A 15,923-nucleotide genomic window follows, 5' to 3' on the forward strand; every position below is an offset into this window, starting at 1 on the left:
AGTTTTGGTAAGCTAAGCTAAGCTAATTGGATTGTGTGTCTCGCTCTTTGAGCTGCTTTTTGCTTTCTTCTAGCTGTGCTACTTGCTTTTCTAGGGTGGCGATTTGGCTTTTATAGTAAGCGTTAATACGTTCGCTTTGTTTGCTAATAGCATCGTCAATGGACGCTGCACCTAACCTGTTTGCCGCATCTTGCGTCATATTTTTGAGTTTATCGATGCGCTCACTTTGTTGTTTTTGTAGTTCTTTGAGCTCTAATTGGAGGCGGTCTATTTCGCGATCGGCTTTTTGGATTTTTAAATAATCCTCAACACTTAAGTCTGCTGGTTTTTGCGGCTGCTCTGTGGCTGGGATTTGATTACTTGCTGGTGGCGGTGCAATTTTCACGATTGCTGCATCTTTACCACAAGGCTGCTCGGTAAAGGTGGCAACCCCGTCAATCATACACTTATAAATAGTGGCTTGACTGTTGGCGCTGGCAAATAGAGCAAGAGTCACAAATACAAAACGAAACATAGCATCACTTTGTGTAGCAAATAGATACTTAGCATGCATGAAATATAATGAGGTGTGCAAGTTTTTCGGGCATAAAAAAACCGCTTAAAAGCGGTTTTTAATAATAAAATGGTGGAGAAGGAGGGATTCGAACCCTCGATAGAGCTACAAACCCTATACTCCCTTAGCAGGGGAGCGCCTTCGGCCACTCGGCCACCTCTCCAGCGCATAATTCTGATTGTAATTTGCTGAAATAAATCAACAAATAAAAATAAGTGGTGGAGAGATAGGGATTTGAACCCTAGAGGGGCTACAAACCCCTGCCGGTTTTCAAGACCGGTGCATTCGACCACTCTGCCATCTCTCCACATCGTGATGCGAGAATAATACTTAGCTGAATCGGCTGTGTAAATAGGAAAAAGTTTGTTTGCTTGTTTTTTGAGCGTAAAGAGAGGGTTTTTTGTAAAAAGGTTTAATTATTTGCTGTTTTTAACTTAAAAGAAGGGGGTTGGGGCAGTAAACGGAGGAGCTAAAGAAGGATCTTCATTAGTGGTTGGGTGTTTACTGCACCGATAAAGTAACCATGGTTGGGGGTTACTTGTGTTGTACTGCGCCGCCAAGTGCTAGTTTTTTTCCGTAACGGTTTAACTTAGCAAGCATTTTTGCTTTTCTGTTAGTTGGTTTTACGGCAACATGAGTTGCTGCACTTTGATTGAGTGTATTAATCGGGTTCATTACTTTGCTCCAGGTTGTGTTTGGTTGAAAACATGGGTATTTTGCAACCAAACTGGACAAAAATAAAACGATAAAAATTGAGTCTATCGGATAACTTTTTTTAATCCGAATCTGCTTTATTAACAATGGGTTAAGTTTTATTTTTTGCTATGGGTTGCATGGTTATGCAAGGTGTTTTTTTATTAACTTCAGGTATATAAAGAGTTTTTGTTTTATGATGTTTTGTTTATGCGTTTTTAAATTTATAAAGTGACTAAATATTCAGATTAATATAATTTGAATGGGTGGCTATTTTTGCCCTGTCTGAAAAGAAGTAATCGCTGATGTTGATAATAATAAAGCCAAGCGACAAAAAAAATCATAAAAACAGTGTTGATTGGTTAATAAAAGAATGTAAAAAAAGACAGATCGAGCCTGAATTGTATTTAACCACAGGCAAGTTTGAGAATGATTGCGCTGATATTGCGCTTTTGGCTAAAAACCAAACTCAAGTCGTGGTGATTGGTGGTGATGGAACTTTACACTTAGCTGTTAATGCACTCATAGAGAGTGATTGTTCAATTGCGTTAATTCCTGCTGGCACAGGTAATGATTTTGCTCGAGGCTTTGCGTGTAAACAACAGGCTTGGTATGAAGCCGTTTTTAATAGCCGTACAGAGTTAATCGATATTGGGCAAATAAACCAGCGCTATTTTATTAATGTAGCGGGAATAGGCTTTGACGCTGAAGTGGTGGCTCAGCTAAATAAGACTGAAAGCTATGGTTCATTCGGCTATATTTGGCAGGGTGTAAAACAGCTGTTTTCATTTCAGGCTAAGCCTCTACACGCTGCGTTTAATGGTAAAGCACTCAACTACAGTAACTTAGTGACGATATTTGCCAATCATCAATATTTCGGTGGTGGTTTAAAAATCGCCCCAAAAGCACAGCTAAATGATGGTCAGCTTGACTGTTACTGCATGCCCGCAGATGGTTTGCTGAAAAACCTGCTCAGTTTTGTGTATTTACTACTGGTAAAGCATCATAGTTTGAAAAGGCTAGAATATTCACAACTAGTCAGTGCAGAAGTAACCACCCCTAGACAGCTTATTGAGGCAGATGGTGAGCTGGTGGGTTATACGCCTGCGAAGGTCAGTATTCACCCGCAAGCACTTCGTTTTCATGTGCCATAAAAAAGCGCCGGCAAAATTTGCCAGCGCTTGGTGTTAGAGGCGACATAGTCACTTCTAACTGGGGACGGAGCCTTTTTGCTGAATACTGCGAGCAGCAAAAAAAGCTTTAATCTGTTTTGTTGGTGTTAGCACAATGGCATTGCCAAATAAAACTAAGCTAAATCCGATAAAGGTGTTCGCTTGCCATTCGAATCCTTCAAATAAGGTACTTAGTACTACTGCAACCAGTGGGAATAATACGATCACATAACTTGCCCGTTCTGGGCCGATATTTTTTAGTAGTGCAAAATAACAAGCAAATGCGATAACTGTACCGAACACAGCTAAATAGAGCAGCGACACCCAATAACTTGTTGGAGCATTCAAGGTAAGCTCTACATCGCTTACTAAAACATAAGCAGCCAAGCCTAAAGCGCTATATAACATACCCCATGCGTTGCCTTGTAGTACGCCAATATTACGCTGAGAGTTTCGAACACTGACCATATTTCCCAATGAAGCCACAAAGGTTCCTGATAGCGCAAGTAGTAACCCGACCAACGCACCATTACTCAAGTTGAATTGCTGAATTTGTGGCCAAAACAAGCTAGCAATCCCCATCACTCCAAGAAGTGCACCAAAGTAAATTCGCTTGGCGATAGGTTTGGCAAAGAATAACCGTGTATTGATGATATTCATCAATAACAGCATGGAAAAAGCAATCGATGCCATGGCTGAAGTGAGGTAATTTTGTGCCCAATATAAAACAAGATAGTTTAAACCAAAGTTGAATAATGCCAGTAAAGCGAAAAAGCTATGATCACGCAGTGAATATTGCATAGGTAGCTTTTTTATCAGTACGAAAGCCCACATTAAAACGGCTGCAATAGCAAAGCGATAAAACAAGGAGATTTCAACGGCAACATCGCCTAGTTGAAACTCAATTGCTAGCCAAGTTGACCCCCAAATTAGTACCGTGACAAGGTAAAGAGCGGCACTTTTCATAGTTAGTACTCAAAAGTTTAAAGTATGTTCATTTTAGGCCTCTTCTGTATACTTAACATATACAGAAAACTAAAAATATAACCTATACAGTTTGGTGTCCGATGTCACAAGTGATCAGTCGCAGTAATAGTGAGTTTTTATATCAACAGGTGATTCAGCTAATAAGAGATCTTTGCTCACAAGGGTCGCTATTACCTGGAGAGAAGTTACCGTCGCTGAGAAAAATGGCTGATAAGTTAAATGTAAGTATCCCAACAGTGAAACAAGCTTATCAACTTTTAGAAGGGCAAGGGTTGATAGAAGCCAAAGAAAAGTCAGGATACTTTTTAAAGTCTTCTCAATTAAATCAATCGCGGCCGAAACGAGTGAAGCTAAGTCGCGAGCCAATGATGGTGAATAAGCAAGGCTTGATTGAGCAAGTTTATAGTGCCATACATAAAGCCAATGTTGTGCCATTCGGTATTGCAAACCCTATTGCAGCAGCACCTACAGATAAAGCGCTAGCACGAACAATGCGACGTGTAATGACACTGGCTGGCGCATCGGCAATTAACTACGGCCCAATGGATGGGTTTGCACCGTTGAAAAAGCAATTGATCCATCGCTATTTAGACTTTGGTATTGGTGTTGATAGTGATGAATTGGTGATCACCAATGGCGCACAAGAGGCATTGGCAATAGCACTTAAATGTGTCGCTAAAGCTGGCGATATCATCGCCATTGAATCACCTTGTTATTTTGGCATTATTGAATTGATTGAAAGCTTAGGCTTAAAAGCGTTGGAAATCCCGCTGTGTCCTGATGAAGGGATTTGGCTAGATGACTTGGCGCAAGCACTCGATGAGCATGATATCAAAGCGTGTGTTCTTTCAACGTCGTTAAATAACCCCGTTGGTAGTTTTATGCCAGAGACTAAACGCGAGCAGTTAGTGACTCTTTTAGAAGAGCGTAACGTTGTGCTCATAGAAGATGATGTTTATGGCGATCTACATTTTACTGCTAAACGTGCTACGCCAGCGCAAGCTTATTCAAAAAAAGGCTTAGTGATCACCTGTGCGTCGTTTTCAAAAACGGCTGCACCAAGTTATCGTATTGGTTGGATCATTGCGGGCAAGTTTGCAGAGCAAGCAAGGCGTTATAAACGTGCTCTGAGTTGCTCTGCGCCACTCATTAATCAATGGACTCTGTATGAGTTTATCGCCAGTGGTGAGTACGATCGTAATCTGCGTTTGTTGAGGCAGCGCTTGAGTACAAATAAAGAACGTATGATTTGGTGCTTACAGCAATATATGCCAAGTTGTGCGCGCATTAGTAACCCGCAAGGTGGCTGTGTGATTTGGATTGATCTTGGGGGGCAGTATGATGCGGTAAAGTTATTCCATTTAGCGTTAGAGGCGGGGATCAGCATTACTCCAGGGTTAATATTTTCAGCAGGTAAAAAATACCGCAGCTGTTTTCGCTTAAGCTATGGTTTACCTTGGTCTGAGCATTTAGAACACGCAATTAAAACCTTGTCACAGCTCACAGTATTAGCCAAAAAATAAAAAGCGCAGAGCAGGCTCTGCGCAAAACCAAGTGCGTTGGTTCAGGGATATCTTACTCAGCATGCTGTTTAAATGTGAACAGCTGGTACTCTTTTAATTCAGGTACTAAAGCGACGAGCTCTTGCTCTTTATGGGCAATATCTGCAAAACTGCCACAGAGTGCATCGGCACGCTCTTCTAGTTGTGCGGCTTGAGTTTCTACGCGTGCTTCGATTTGTTCACCCATGTTTTCCATGCGCTGTTCAAAAGCATCCATATCACCACCTGAGCCGATTAGTTCAGAGCCAAGAGCAACTAAAATACTGCCCATTGATTGCATCATGGCTGACTCAACCGCTGATTCGATTTGCTCATCAAACTGATTTTCAAAGTTTTGGCCAAACTTTTCGAAATTTTGCTGACCCATAGTGAATGCACCTTGTTGATAGAAAGCGTTCTGCACTTCTACGCTGATGTCATCCATTAATTCAGAGATGTCGTTTAGGCCGTCAATGTTAAAAGCATTAGCAACTTCTTCGATTGCTACACCTGCGATTTTTACCCCATCAAGCGCGATGTTTGCCACCTCAGGGAGTTGGCTGCGTAAGCTGTCGGAATAAGCGGCAATAGCCGCTTGTTGTGAGGCATTGAGTGATACGCTTTCACCATCAATATATAAATTATTTTGGTTGATGATTTTCATAGTACGATTATCGGCTGTGTAAACTTCTAATTCGCTTGGCGTGATACGAACATCATTTTTAAATTCAACATCGCATTGCTCACCGCTAAATGAAATATTTGTAACATTATCGTTATGAGCCATAGCCGTTGTGGCGATAAATAAAGAACTTGCTAACAATAACTTTTTCATTTTTTTCTTTCCTGTTTGAAATGACAGAATTTAGTTATCAAATAGAGTGCCAAACTTTTAAAGTTATTTAATATCAATAGTTTGCTTGTTTTTGTTTATTTTGGGAAAAGAAATAGAAATAAAATTTTAACCATTTTTTGGTCAAATTAACCAAAAAATTCATATGCATAAATGAGTTTTATCGAAACGATAAAAAACTCTCACTTTTCAGAAATCGAATTTAGCGCTATTTATTCACAATATTGACATATCACCTATTTAGCATGGGGGTATGGCTTTATTTTGGTAGTTTTTAGGTACTAAATTACTACTGAGCTTTTTAAACTTTGCTAATTCATGGAACAAATTTAGAACCGTTGAATTGGTCTCAAACACTTTATGGAGTGGGTTGTGGGTAAGACATTTAGTTATGACGCGCTAGATGACGATTTTGTTGAAGACGAGTACGAAATGGTCGGGCGTAATCAACACGACAAGAAAAAGCAACGCGTTAAGAAGAAGTTGGAAGACTATCTTGAACAAAAACGCTTGCGAAGAAACTTAGGTGAAGATGATTTTGATGATTATTTGAACGACTAAGTATAAATTTAGATAAAGAGGCGCTGCGCCTCTTTATTGCTTTTTGACGTACGTTTTATTTATGTAATGCCGCGACAATGGTTGATTCTATTTGTTCTGGTTTTGTTAGTGGTGCAAAGCGTTTAATGGCTTTACCATCTTTGCCAATTAAAAACTTGGTAAAGTTCCATTTTATTTTGCGGGTGATAAAGCCTGGCAATTCGGACTTTAGATGTCGAAAAACGGGGTGTGCGTGTTCGCCGTTTACATCAACTTTGCTCATCATTAAAAAGCTGACACCATAGTTGATTAGACAGCCCTCTTTTATTTCTTTAGCATCACCAGGTTCTTGCTTACCAAATTGATTACAGGGAAAACCTATAATGACTAAGCCCTTATCATGGTATTTTTCATGTAGCTTTTGGAGCCCTTCATACTGTGGAGTAAAACCGCACTCACTGGCTGTGTTTACCACGAGCACAACCTTATTTTCAAAGTCAGAAAAGTCGATAGTTTGGCCTTGAAGGCTAGTAGCAGAAAGTTGGTAAAATTCGCTCATAATGATAACTTTTTATTATTGTTACACTGATTCTAACGTGCTTGAGATTTTTCTAAAAGCGTAAATTTTAATCAGCGAATGCATCGGTTAAATGCTCTATCAATAAACGTACGCGAAATGGTAATAGATCTTTACGAGGGTATACTAGCCAAGATGCATTATCGCTGACTTGAAACTCATCAAGTACACTTACTAATTGGCCATTATTCAAATAAGGTTCAACAATATCTAGAGCAAGGTGTGCAATACCAACACCCGCAACAGCGGCACTTAAAATAGCTTGTGGGTGGTTGCTACGCCAATTACCATCAATGCGAACCTCTTTAATTTGATTATCAATATTAAATCGCCAGCGCTTTCGCATAGTAATTAAACAATTATGCTCAGTGAGATCAAAAGGTGTTTTAAGAGCAGGGTGATTAGCTAAATACTCTGGGCTTGCAACGAGTGTCATTACGCGTTTACAGAGTGGTCGTGCAATTAAATTTGAGTCTTGCATTCTGCCAAAGCGAATGGCTAAGTCAAAACCTTCTTCAACTAAGTTAACGTTACGACTATTAAAGTCGAGATCGACTTCAACCTCAGGGTAGCGTTTGACAAACTCTGCGACTTTGGGAGCGACTTGGTTTGCTACAAATTCACCTGCGCCAGTAATACGTATTAGGCCTTTTGGTTGGCGTTGTTCACCCTGTAGTTGGTTGTTTGCATCAATCAATTCTTGGCGTATTGCTTTTAATTTTACTGCGTATTCACGCCCTGCATCAGTAAGGTTGATTTTACGTGTGGTGCGTTGAAATAATACCGAACCTAAACGACTTTCCAACTGTTGTACTTGCCGACTTATATGTGAGGTTGATACTTCCATAGCCTTGGCTGCATGTGTAAAGCTGCCATGCTCAACGACATATAAGAATTCTTCCAAGCCTTGCCACATTTTCGATCCTTAGGATGCTGCATCAAATTAAGACTATTTTATGCTGATTATTGTTGCATGTCTGCAAAAGTGATTATTTATTTTCATCCTTTATCCCTATATGAAAATAACTACAATAGTCGTGTCACTGATTAATACTCACAAATATGAGAGCGTAAGCATGTTAAATTTTAGCTTTGAGAATCCAACCAAAATTCATTTTGGTGAACAACAAATCAAAGAGATTCAAAATGAGATCCCAAAAAATGCCAAAGTACTAGTTACTTATGGCGGCGGCAGCATTAAGAAAAATGGTGTGTATGATCAAGTTAAAGCTGCATTAAGCGAGCATACTTGGTTTGAGTTTGCCGGTATTGAACCAAACCCTAGCTACCAAACATGTATGAAAGCAGTCGAACTAGTTAAAGAGCAGCAAATTGACTATATCCTCGCGGTTGGTGGTGGTTCTGTGGTTGATGGTAGCAAATTTATCGCAGCTGCAGCTGAGTTTGTTGGCGAACCATGGGATATTTTAGCAAAAGGCGCTGAAGTAAAGTCAGCTGTGGCACTTGGCGTTGTTTTAACCTTACCTGCCACGGGTTCGGAATCGAACACCTTTAGTGTGGTATCAAACTTAGAGACGCAAGATAAACTGCCGTTTGCCAGTGAGTTTGTGCGTCCTCGTTTTGCTGTGCTCGACCCTGCTGTGACATTCTCATTACCTGAGCGTCAGATAACGAATGGTATTGTTGATGCGTTTGTACACACAATGGAGCAATACCTAACATATGATGTGGGTGCCAAGTTACAAGATCGCTTTGCTGAAGGGATTTTAATGACGCTTATCGAAGAAGGCCCTAAAGCATTCTCTGAACCCGATAACTATCAAGTGCGCGCTAATATTATGTGGTCAGCGACGATGGCACTCAATGGCCTAATAGGAGCTGGCGTCCCGCAAGACTGGGCAACTCACATGATAGGTCATGAAATGACTGCTGTGTATGGTTTGGATCACGCACAAACATTAGCGATTGTATTACCACGTATGATGGCAGAGCAAAAAGACACTAAGCGTGACAAGTTATTGCAATATGCTGAGCGAGTATTAGGCCTTGATATTAAAGATGAAGATTCAGCAATTGATAACGCGATAGCTGCAACAGAAGCATTTTTCCACAGTGTTAAAATGCCAACTCGTTTAAGCGATTACGAGTTGGATGAAAGTGTTGCCGATAAACTTGTGGCTCAGCTTGAACGTCATGGTATGACGGCTCTTGGTGAGCGCGAGCAAGTTACGCTTGAGAAAAGCCGCGCGATTTTACTTGCAAGTGTCTAACTTAAGATTATAAATAATCCCATCCCTGCCAGTGTTGTGTAGTAAATATTGTGTGTTTTATAAGCCACAATAACGGCTATGACTGCAGCACTTAGGTAGGGATTTTGCCAATCTAGATATATCCCTTCGTCATTAATAAACACAATGGGTACCCAAATTGCAGTAAGTACTGCAGGGGCACTAAAACTTAAAAATTGCTGCATTTTCGGGCCGACTTTAAACGGTAGCGCGCGGTGTAAAAATAAGTAACGGCTGAAGAAGGTGATACACGCCATCAATAAAATAGTCGTCATCATTGTGCGTGCTCCTCTTTTACTTGCCAGCGACTAATTACATAACCCACCGTCATAGCGATAAGGGCCGCTGTGACTAGCCACAGCTGAAAGCCTTGGCTTTTTAATAGCGTTGCGACAGCACCTGCGGTGATCACGGTCGCTAAGGTAGCAAGGTTCTTTACACCAGGAATAACTAAAGCAATAAAGGTGGCTGCGATGGCAAAATCAAGGCCAAGATTTGTTAAATCGGGGAGTAAGCTTCCCGCGACTATGCCTAGCAGGGTCCAAATATTCCACGCAATATAAAAACTAAACCCAGCACTTAAAGCATAAATAAGGCGTACTTTTGTTCGATAGGCTTTGCGATGGTGTGAGAAAGCAAATAATTCATCAGTGAGAACAAAACTAACAGGAAGTCGCCAACGAAAAGGCTGATCGATGACCTTGTGGCGCACTGCTAAGCCATATAAAAAGTGCCGTGAGCTAATAATGAGTGTGGTAAACAAAATAGTTAAAAGCGGTGTATTGCCGGCTATTAATTCTATGGCGACCAACTGCGCAGACCCTGCAAATACCAGTAACGACATTGCTTGTGTTTCAAATGCGCTAAAACCATTTTGAATTGCTAAAGAGCCACATAAAATCCCCCAAGGTAACACCGCAAGGCATAAGGGGAGCATGTCGAAAAATCCTTTTAGCAAGGCTCTTAGAATGGGTTTTTGCATCTTATCGCTCTTGTTTGTTGTTATGGCTCAGATCAAAACACCTATTATTGGAGTGTGTCAAAATCGTCGAAGTTTGCAATAATATACATTTCTTAGGGAGGGTTACAATGTCTAAAGTCAAAGTATGGGATGGCTTTATAAGAAGTTTCCATTGGTTGTTGGTTGCGGCTATCGCGACACTTTATTTTAGTGCCGAAGAGGGCATGCTTGAGCTGCACTTTGCAGCAGGGTATTTCACCCTTGCATTGCTAGTTACTCGTCTTATCTGGGGTATTATTGGTAGTAAAACTGCGAGGCTATCAGCACTTATTCACTCTCCTGTTGCTGCGATTAAGTCGTTCAGGAGTAGTGAACATAAAGCGGGTCATGGTGCGGCTGGTAGCTATATGGTGATAGCCTTTTTTGCTCTGCTTATCGTGCAGTTAACTTCTGGCTTAATGACGAGTGACGATATATTAACGGATGGTCCGTTAGTAGCGCATGTATCCTCAGATACCGTGGAGTTTGCAGGTTGGTTGCATCATCTTAATTTTGATATTTTGTTGTATGCCATTGTATTGCATGTTTTGGCGATTGTTATTTATCGTATAAAGGGTAAGAACTTAGTAAAGCCTATGCTTACGGGCAGTAGCGATCAAATCTCAGCCACGGAGCCTGTGACTAAATCACCCGTTATCGCATTCGTTATTTTTGCCGTGTGCTTAGTGTTGCTATTTACGACTTGGGGGGCAGAGCCACTCAGTTATCTGCTAGGGTAGCTATCTTAAGGCATTAAAAAAGGCGCTAATAAGCGCCTTTTTAGTTTAAGTTTTAACTAGTCTTTGAATGATTTATGGCAATCTTTACAACCTTTAGCCCACGCGCCGAATGCTTTACCAATCACTTTTTGGTCGCCACTTTGTGCAGCAACGGCTAGTTCGTCAGCATACTGTTGGAAAGCCACTGCTTTTTTCATGAAGGTTTCGTTGTCACTCCAAACAGCTGCAAGTGCAGATGTATCGCCCTTATCAGAACCCGCTACGAAAGCTTCCCAAGGCATTTTTGATAGCGCAGCTGCATTGTTTGCACGCATCTGAAAACGTTCTGCATCAAAAGGTACTTTTCCTTTTAGCATATCGCCCATGTCACCAATTTGTACGCGGATCATTGAAAATGCAGCTTGGCGGTATTCGATAGCGTCACTTGGCTCTTCAAATACAGAGTCTGCCGATGCGCTAAGTGCCATAGTCGACAGTATCGTACCTAATACTAATTGTTTTAATTTCATTCCTTTTGCCCCTTAATATGTCATAAAGATAAATTAACCGAGTTTTATCTCAGCTAAATAGATTATTCAAGTGTAATGCGGTTAATCTTAACTTAAGTTTAATCTAGGGCGTATTTACCTTTGTAGATTAAAATTTGTTCACTCTAGGGGCGATTTAATCGCGGCGCGAGATTTGTAACCTAGTGGACTAAGTAAAAATCGAGCAACAAAGAGTTAATCGCCCCTAGGAAGAACCCGAAGGGCAGCGCGTGTTTGGCATTGATGCTGCGTTATCGCCTATTTATGTGGAGCAACCACACTACATAGGCTCTGCCTTGCCAAAATACCAAACACACTGCTGCAAAATTAATCATAAAAGGTCAATACGCCCTAATCATTTATATCAATATCTGCGAAGATCATGCCACGGCGCATACTTCGTGTTGCTAAGAAAACTTCACCTAGCAATGATAAAAAGGCAAAAATCAGTAACGCCATTGCAGCAACAAAGCAGCTGGCAATCGTCACACTTAAGTTAATAGATTGAATGTGTGAGAGAAACAAACACATGACCACAGCACAAACGAGTAGGGCACTAAGCACACTTAAGCTAAATGCAATATGGATGCAGCGCGAGCGTTTCAGCAAGGCTCTTAATTCGGTCGTTAACGATAGATTAAAGTCCTCATCAGTACTTACTTTTAGCTTACGCTCAAGCTGTCTTGCGCGGTCAGTAATGCGTGCAAGGCGATTAGATAAAACCCCTAGTGTTGCCGCAATACCAGTAATTAAGAAAACGGGGGCTACGGCTGTTTGGATTACCTTTGCCATCGTTAAAATGTTAATGACGTCTGAGTTCATTTTATCTCGCCTTGCGTTTAAAAAGACAATATTCGTTTACAAACATTTACAACTTACTGTTTTTTATAAAAATATTTTAAAAACAATGGGTTTGAAATAATGTTGTGTCTATTTTTGTGGTTATTGTAATCATAGTGTAATTATTTTGTTGTTCCTGTTTGTCGTCCCGTTTTATATTGATGCCGAAACTCAGTTTCAATCACTGTCAAAACGATAACATAACATATCCTAGGGGACCCTATGTCAAATAATCTAATAAAAAGAACGACAGTCGCACTCGCTGTGGCAAGTGCGATGTGCGCAAGTGCTCAGGCAAATGATTTTGCTAAGTATAACTTAGCAGGAAAAAAACTAATTAAGCCAGTCGCTGTTACCAAACAAGAACGAAACGTAAAAGGTGAGGCAACAAGTTGGTTGGTTAAGCTAAAAGCCCCAGCAGCCATTAGTGCAAAAACTATGGGGGCTGATATTGCTTCAGTACAAGCGGTTGCTAAAACAGCGCAAGCATCTGTAGAAAGCTCTATCGAGAGTATGGGGTTACCTGTACACGTTGTAGCTAAAACATCAACGCTTGTTAGTTCTGTAGTTGTCAATGGTAGTAAGCAAGATGTCGCCATGCTTTTATCGAACCCTCAAGTCGAAGAGATATACCCTGTTTATGACTATGAGCTACATGTTGCGGATAGTGCTGATTATATAGAGGCAACACCACTTGTCTCGAATGGTCTAGCGACAGGTGAAGGTGTTCGTGTTGCTGTACTTGATACCGGTATTGATTATACCCATACGGCATTTGGCGGTGAAGGTACCGATGCAGCCTATGCGGCAGCGACGGCAGATCCAACAAGCGTTGATTGGCCACAGGGTAAAGTGTTAGGTGGCTATGATTATATAAATAATGATGCTGATCCGATTGATGTAACAACTAACCATGGTACCCATGTATCTCACTCAGTGAATGGTATTGCGCCTAATGTGGACTTATTTGTTTACTCTGTTTGTGCGGCTAATTGTCCTGGCTTAGCGCAATTACAAGCATTAGAAAGCGCAATGGACCCGAATGGTGATGGTGATATCTCTGACCGTGTAGATGTAATTAATATGTCTTTAGGTGGTGATTATGGTGATGTTGCCAATGATGCTGTGGGCTTATTTATAAATGAGGCTGTAAAGCTAGGCACAAATGTTGTTATCTCTGCTGGTAATGATGGTGCATATCCATTTATTGTTGGTGGTCCTAGTACAACTGAAAATGCACTTTCAGTGGGTGCAATGACTCACCCTACTGAACCTGATAATGTGTTTAATAATCTTGTAAATGGTGTCCAAGTTGAAACAGGTCTTGCTTCATTTGGTAACACGGATGCGTTTGAATTGACCAGTGAAGACTATGAATTGGTTCACCCAAGTGATAACGCAACGGCATGTGTGGACTTTGCTGAAGATATTGATTTCACAGGTAAAGGCGTCATTATTGATCGTGGTGCATGTGGTTTCTCTGCGAAGGCATTGCGAGCACAGCAACGCGGGGCTGCTTTTGTCATTATTGCAAATAATGCTGAAGGAAGCGCACCTGGCATGGCTGCAGGCCCAGAGGCAGACCAAGTAACTATTCGTGTACTATCTGTAACTCAAGAAGTCGGACGACAGTTAAAAGAGCAGCTAGCGGCAGGTGAGCAGCCTGAATACCAATTTCAACTTGAAAAGCTAGTTCTTACAGGAGCAATAGCTGATTTTACGTCTCGTGGTCCATCAATGGGAGGCTTACTTAAGCCAGAGATTACTGCCCCTGGTGTGAATATAATGACTGCGCAGCCTGGACTTGGTGATGGGTTAACTGGCGTATCAGGTACATCTTTCTCAGGACCTATTACCGCAGGTGCTGTGAGCCTCTTAAAAGAAGCACAACCAGAGCGCAATGCGTTAGAGCTTAAAGCGACACTAATGAATACAGCAAATTTAGATGTCACCATGGAGCCTCGTGCAATAAACCCAGATGCTGAACTTGCTCCAATTAGCTATATCGGCGCAGGCTTAGTTGATGTTAATAAAGCTGCTAACTTACCTGTTGCTGCATGGGCTGCTGATACTAAGCAGGCGGCACTTTCATTTGGCCTAGTTAACGCTTCTGAGACTGTTGAGCTAACAAAAACTATTCAAGTTAAAAACTTCTCGAACGAAGTGAAAGTATATTCGTTATCACTTGAGCAGCGTTATCAAAATGACATAGAGCGTGGTTCATTCTCATTAGAGTACCCTGAAACCATTACCGTGCCTGCTGGTCAAACAATGTCATTTGATGTGACGGCAACAATTGACCCTGCTACGTTGCCTGAATGGACATTGACAGACGATAATATTGGTTCGCAAGCGACAACAGCAGATCTAACCAACTTAGAGTTAGATGGTGCGTTAGTTTTCTCTGATGGCGGCGAGCCTGCTTTCCACTTGGTCTATCACGTATTACCAAAAGCGAATGCTGCCATGAGCTTTACACCCGTTGAAACTGAAAGTGGTGTAGCACATCAGTTGACTAATACAGGCGCGACAACGTTAAACCCCGTTTTTGCACCAACAGTGATGACTGATGAGATTGATGAAGCGCATCGCTTTGATCTAGTCGGTGCATCGATTGAAACATTCCCAGTAACCGCTGATATCTGTGAAAGTGGTTATGTGACTTTAACAACGGTTATTTTGAATGAGGGAATTACCCATTCATACGTCGCGGGCTTAATGGCTGACTTTGACCTTGATCAAGACGGTACATACGATGTAACAGTACAAAATGGTAAGCTTGAATGGTTCTTTGATGACATAGAGCCAGGCACAGCAATCACTTTCACTCATGGTTATGGCAGTTCGTCTGGTCAGTTGGATAATATCTTTCAAATTATCGGTAATAATCATCTAACTTTACAAAGCTGTTTAGACGCATTTGGTTTAACAGCGGATGATCTAGGCAATGTAACTGCAAATGTTCGTTTTAGAACAGAAGAAGAGTTGTGGACACCACTGGCAACAAACCAAGGTGATGTTGCAATGGGAACTTATACATTCAGTGATGCGTCTGAAAATGTCTACGCGGCTTTAACAGATGAAGCGGGGAATGCCGTCAGTTCATTAGCGCCTGGCGAGTCTGCAACTATGTTTAATGCAGGAGCTGATTTCTTAATTTTATCTGACTCAGGTTCGCAAGCATATGTTGCTACTCCGCAAAGTGATGCTAACACCTCGCCTGTTTTAGCGGATGCTGAGTTCTCAGTGGATGAAAATGCAGAGAATGGTACGGTAATTGGCACCCTAGAAGCTAGTTTTGGTGCAGACCTTGCTAACCCTATTTCTGAGTTTATTGTTTTAAGCTCTACTTCTACAGCTGTTTCAGTCACTTCCGAAGGTGACGTTGTCGTGATGCAACAAGAAGTCTTAGATTATGATGCAGGAATGACCGCCATTGAACTTGAAGTGGTTGTCAGTGATAAGTCTGGCAATATCTCGGAGCCCGCCACGGTAACTGTACTTGTTAATAACCTTGCAGATGAAGCATCGGAGATGCCAGTAGAACCTGCGCCTTCAGCAAATAGATCGCGTTCATCGGGTTCACTTGCATGGTTAGCTTTGTTAGCTGCGCCGTTTGCATTTGTGCGTCGTCGTAAGCAAAAGTAGATA

At 41.4% G+C, this 15,923-nt stretch carries 16 protein-coding genes and 2 tRNA genes; 6 read left to right on the forward strand and 12 right to left on the reverse strand.

Annotated elements, in window-relative coordinates; translation table 11 throughout:
• Positions 1 to 22 precede the first annotated feature (22 nt).
• From L3Q70_RS00310 to L3Q70_RS00325, 4 genes are all read right to left on the reverse strand, one after another.
• On the reverse strand, positions 23 to 514 hold the full coding sequence (locus tag L3Q70_RS00310; RefSeq protein ID WP_193988090.1) for a DUF4124 domain-containing protein: 492 nt from the start codon (positions 512 to 514) through the stop codon (positions 23 to 25).
• 109 nt (positions 515 to 623) lie between these two features.
• Positions 624 to 716 (reverse strand) — tRNA-Ser (locus L3Q70_RS00315).
• Positions 717 to 769: 53 nt separating this feature from the next.
• Positions 770 to 860 (reverse strand) — tRNA-Ser (locus tag L3Q70_RS00320).
• A 227-nt stretch (positions 861 to 1,087) separates the two neighbouring features.
• Positions 1,088 to 1,228, reverse strand: a complete 141-nt coding sequence (locus tag L3Q70_RS00325) for a hypothetical protein (protein ID WP_165381466.1) — start codon at positions 1,226 to 1,228, stop codon at positions 1,088 to 1,090.
• A gap of 323 nt (positions 1,229 to 1,551) precedes the next feature.
• Between L3Q70_RS00325 and L3Q70_RS00330 the strand changes: the two genes are divergently transcribed.
• Positions 1,552 to 2,400, forward strand: coding sequence for a YegS/Rv2252/BmrU family lipid kinase (locus L3Q70_RS00330; protein ID WP_062569440.1), 849 nt, complete (start codon positions 1,552 to 1,554; stop codon positions 2,398 to 2,400).
• Between the two features lie 54 nt (positions 2,401 to 2,454).
• Here L3Q70_RS00330 and L3Q70_RS00335 read toward each other — a convergent pair whose 3' ends face one another.
• Positions 2,455 to 3,384 (reverse strand): EamA family transporter, encoded by a 930-nt coding sequence (locus L3Q70_RS00335; RefSeq protein ID WP_062569441.1) that lies wholly within the window; start codon positions 3,382 to 3,384, stop codon positions 2,455 to 2,457.
• Positions 3,385 to 3,494: 110 nt separating this feature from the next.
• On the opposite strand from L3Q70_RS00335, the gene L3Q70_RS00340 reads away from it, so the two are divergent.
• Positions 3,495 to 4,928 carry a PLP-dependent aminotransferase family protein gene (locus L3Q70_RS00340; protein WP_237115227.1) on the forward strand — a complete coding sequence of 478 codons (1,434 nt, stop codon included), beginning with the start codon at positions 3,495 to 3,497 and terminating at the stop codon, positions 4,926 to 4,928.
• 52 nt (positions 4,929 to 4,980) lie between these two features.
• On the opposite strand, the gene L3Q70_RS00345 is transcribed toward L3Q70_RS00340, so the two are convergent.
• Entirely contained in the window at positions 4,981 to 5,781 is an 801-nt protein-coding gene (locus L3Q70_RS00345) for a YggN family protein (RefSeq protein ID WP_237114662.1), read from the reverse strand.
• Between the two features lie 390 nt (positions 5,782 to 6,171).
• On the opposite strand from L3Q70_RS00345, the gene L3Q70_RS00350 reads away from it, so the two are divergent.
• Positions 6,172 to 6,360, forward strand: coding sequence for a hypothetical protein (locus L3Q70_RS00350; protein ID WP_083515317.1), 189 nt, complete (start codon positions 6,172 to 6,174; stop codon positions 6,358 to 6,360).
• A 55-nt stretch (positions 6,361 to 6,415) separates the two neighbouring features.
• Here L3Q70_RS00350 and L3Q70_RS00355 read toward each other — a convergent pair whose 3' ends face one another.
• Positions 6,416 to 6,898, reverse strand: coding sequence for a glutathione peroxidase (locus L3Q70_RS00355; protein ID WP_130150266.1), 483 nt, complete (start codon positions 6,896 to 6,898; stop codon positions 6,416 to 6,418).
• Between the two features lie 67 nt (positions 6,899 to 6,965).
• Positions 6,966 to 7,832 (reverse strand): LysR family transcriptional regulator, encoded by an 867-nt coding sequence (locus L3Q70_RS00360; protein ID WP_193988094.1) that lies wholly within the window; start codon positions 7,830 to 7,832, stop codon positions 6,966 to 6,968.
• A 160-nt stretch (positions 7,833 to 7,992) separates the two neighbouring features.
• Between L3Q70_RS00360 and L3Q70_RS00365 the strand changes: the two genes are divergently transcribed.
• Positions 7,993 to 9,147 (forward strand): iron-containing alcohol dehydrogenase, encoded by a 1,155-nt coding sequence (locus L3Q70_RS00365; protein ID WP_237114663.1) that lies wholly within the window; start codon positions 7,993 to 7,995, stop codon positions 9,145 to 9,147.
• Here the strand turns inward: L3Q70_RS00365 and L3Q70_RS00370 are convergent.
• Positions 9,144 to 9,443 (reverse strand): AzlD domain-containing protein, encoded by a 300-nt coding sequence (locus L3Q70_RS00370; RefSeq protein ID WP_237114664.1) that lies wholly within the window; start codon positions 9,441 to 9,443, stop codon positions 9,144 to 9,146. The genes L3Q70_RS00365 and L3Q70_RS00370 overlap by 4 nt on opposite strands.
• Positions 9,440 to 10,147: an AzlC family ABC transporter permease gene (locus L3Q70_RS00375; RefSeq protein WP_237114665.1), complete on the reverse strand. Its 708-nt coding sequence runs from the start codon at positions 10,145 to 10,147 to the stop codon at positions 9,440 to 9,442. The genes L3Q70_RS00370 and L3Q70_RS00375 overlap by 4 nt, the downstream gene beginning before the upstream one ends.
• 107 nt (positions 10,148 to 10,254) lie before the next feature.
• Between L3Q70_RS00375 and L3Q70_RS00380 the strand changes: the two genes are divergently transcribed.
• Positions 10,255 to 10,905, forward strand: a complete 651-nt coding sequence (locus tag L3Q70_RS00380; RefSeq protein WP_237114666.1) for a cytochrome b/b6 domain-containing protein — start codon at positions 10,255 to 10,257, stop codon at positions 10,903 to 10,905.
• A 56-nt stretch (positions 10,906 to 10,961) separates the two neighbouring features.
• On the opposite strand, the gene L3Q70_RS00385 is transcribed toward L3Q70_RS00380, so the two are convergent.
• Both L3Q70_RS00385 and L3Q70_RS00390 read right to left on the reverse strand, forming a co-directional pair.
• Positions 10,962 to 11,414 carry a cytochrome c gene (locus tag L3Q70_RS00385; protein WP_062569450.1) on the reverse strand — a complete coding sequence of 151 codons (453 nt, stop codon included), beginning with the start codon at positions 11,412 to 11,414 and terminating at the stop codon, positions 10,962 to 10,964.
• A 369-nt stretch (positions 11,415 to 11,783) separates the two neighbouring features.
• Complete coding sequence (locus tag L3Q70_RS00390) at positions 11,784 to 12,254, reverse strand: DUF2721 domain-containing protein (RefSeq protein ID WP_062569451.1); 471 nt, start codon at positions 12,252 to 12,254, stop codon at positions 11,784 to 11,786.
• A 240-nt stretch (positions 12,255 to 12,494) separates the two neighbouring features.
• Here L3Q70_RS00390 and L3Q70_RS00395 point away from each other — a divergent pair, with 240 nt between their 5' ends.
• Positions 12,495 to 15,920, forward strand: coding sequence for a S8 family serine peptidase (locus L3Q70_RS00395; protein ID WP_237114667.1), 3,426 nt, complete (start codon positions 12,495 to 12,497; stop codon positions 15,918 to 15,920).
• The last annotated feature ends 3 nt before the right edge of the window (positions 15,921 to 15,923 follow it).

Origin of the sequence: Pseudoalteromonas sp. CF6-2, from assembly GCF_021729425.1 — a bacterium.
GTDB classification, from domain to species: Bacteria; Pseudomonadota; Gammaproteobacteria; order Enterobacterales; family Alteromonadaceae; genus Pseudoalteromonas; species Pseudoalteromonas arabiensis.

Excerpts from the sequence above, each read along its gene's own strand:
- L3Q70_RS00380 (WP_237114666.1), top strand. The coding sequence starts at position 10,255 with ATGTCTAAAGTCAAAGTATGGGATGGCTTTATAAGAAGTTTCCATTGG.
- L3Q70_RS00375 (WP_237114665.1), bottom strand. The coding sequence starts at position 10,147 with ATGCAAAAACCCATTCTAAGAGCCTTGCTAAAAGGATTTTTCGACATG.
- L3Q70_RS00395 (WP_237114667.1), top strand. The coding sequence starts at position 12,495 with ATGTCAAATAATCTAATAAAAAGAACGACAGTCGCACTCGCTGTGGCA.
- L3Q70_RS00335 (WP_062569441.1), bottom strand. The coding sequence starts at position 3,384 with ATGAAAAGTGCCGCTCTTTACCTTGTCACGGTACTAATTTGGGGGTCA.
- L3Q70_RS00345 (WP_237114662.1), bottom strand. The coding sequence starts at position 5,781 with ATGAAAAAGTTATTGTTAGCAAGTTCTTTATTTATCGCCACAACGGCT.
- L3Q70_RS00365 (WP_237114663.1), top strand. The coding sequence starts at position 7,993 with ATGTTAAATTTTAGCTTTGAGAATCCAACCAAAATTCATTTTGGTGAA.
- L3Q70_RS00325 (WP_165381466.1), bottom strand. The coding sequence starts at position 1,228 with ATGAACCCGATTAATACACTCAATCAAAGTGCAGCAACTCATGTTGCC.
- L3Q70_RS00310 (WP_193988090.1), bottom strand. The coding sequence starts at position 514 with ATGTTTCGTTTTGTATTTGTGACTCTTGCTCTATTTGCCAGCGCCAAC.
- L3Q70_RS00360 (WP_193988094.1), bottom strand. The coding sequence starts at position 7,832 with ATGTGGCAAGGCTTGGAAGAATTCTTATATGTCGTTGAGCATGGCAGC.
- L3Q70_RS00355 (WP_130150266.1), bottom strand. The coding sequence starts at position 6,898 with ATGAGCGAATTTTACCAACTTTCTGCTACTAGCCTTCAAGGCCAAACT.
- L3Q70_RS00370 (WP_237114664.1), bottom strand. The coding sequence starts at position 9,443 with ATGATGACGACTATTTTATTGATGGCGTGTATCACCTTCTTCAGCCGT.
- L3Q70_RS00390 (WP_062569451.1), bottom strand. The coding sequence starts at position 12,254 with ATGAACTCAGACGTCATTAACATTTTAACGATGGCAAAGGTAATCCAA.
- L3Q70_RS00385 (WP_062569450.1), bottom strand. The coding sequence starts at position 11,414 with ATGAAATTAAAACAATTAGTATTAGGTACGATACTGTCGACTATGGCA.
- L3Q70_RS00330 (WP_062569440.1), top strand. The coding sequence starts at position 1,552 with ATGTTGATAATAATAAAGCCAAGCGACAAAAAAAATCATAAAAACAGT.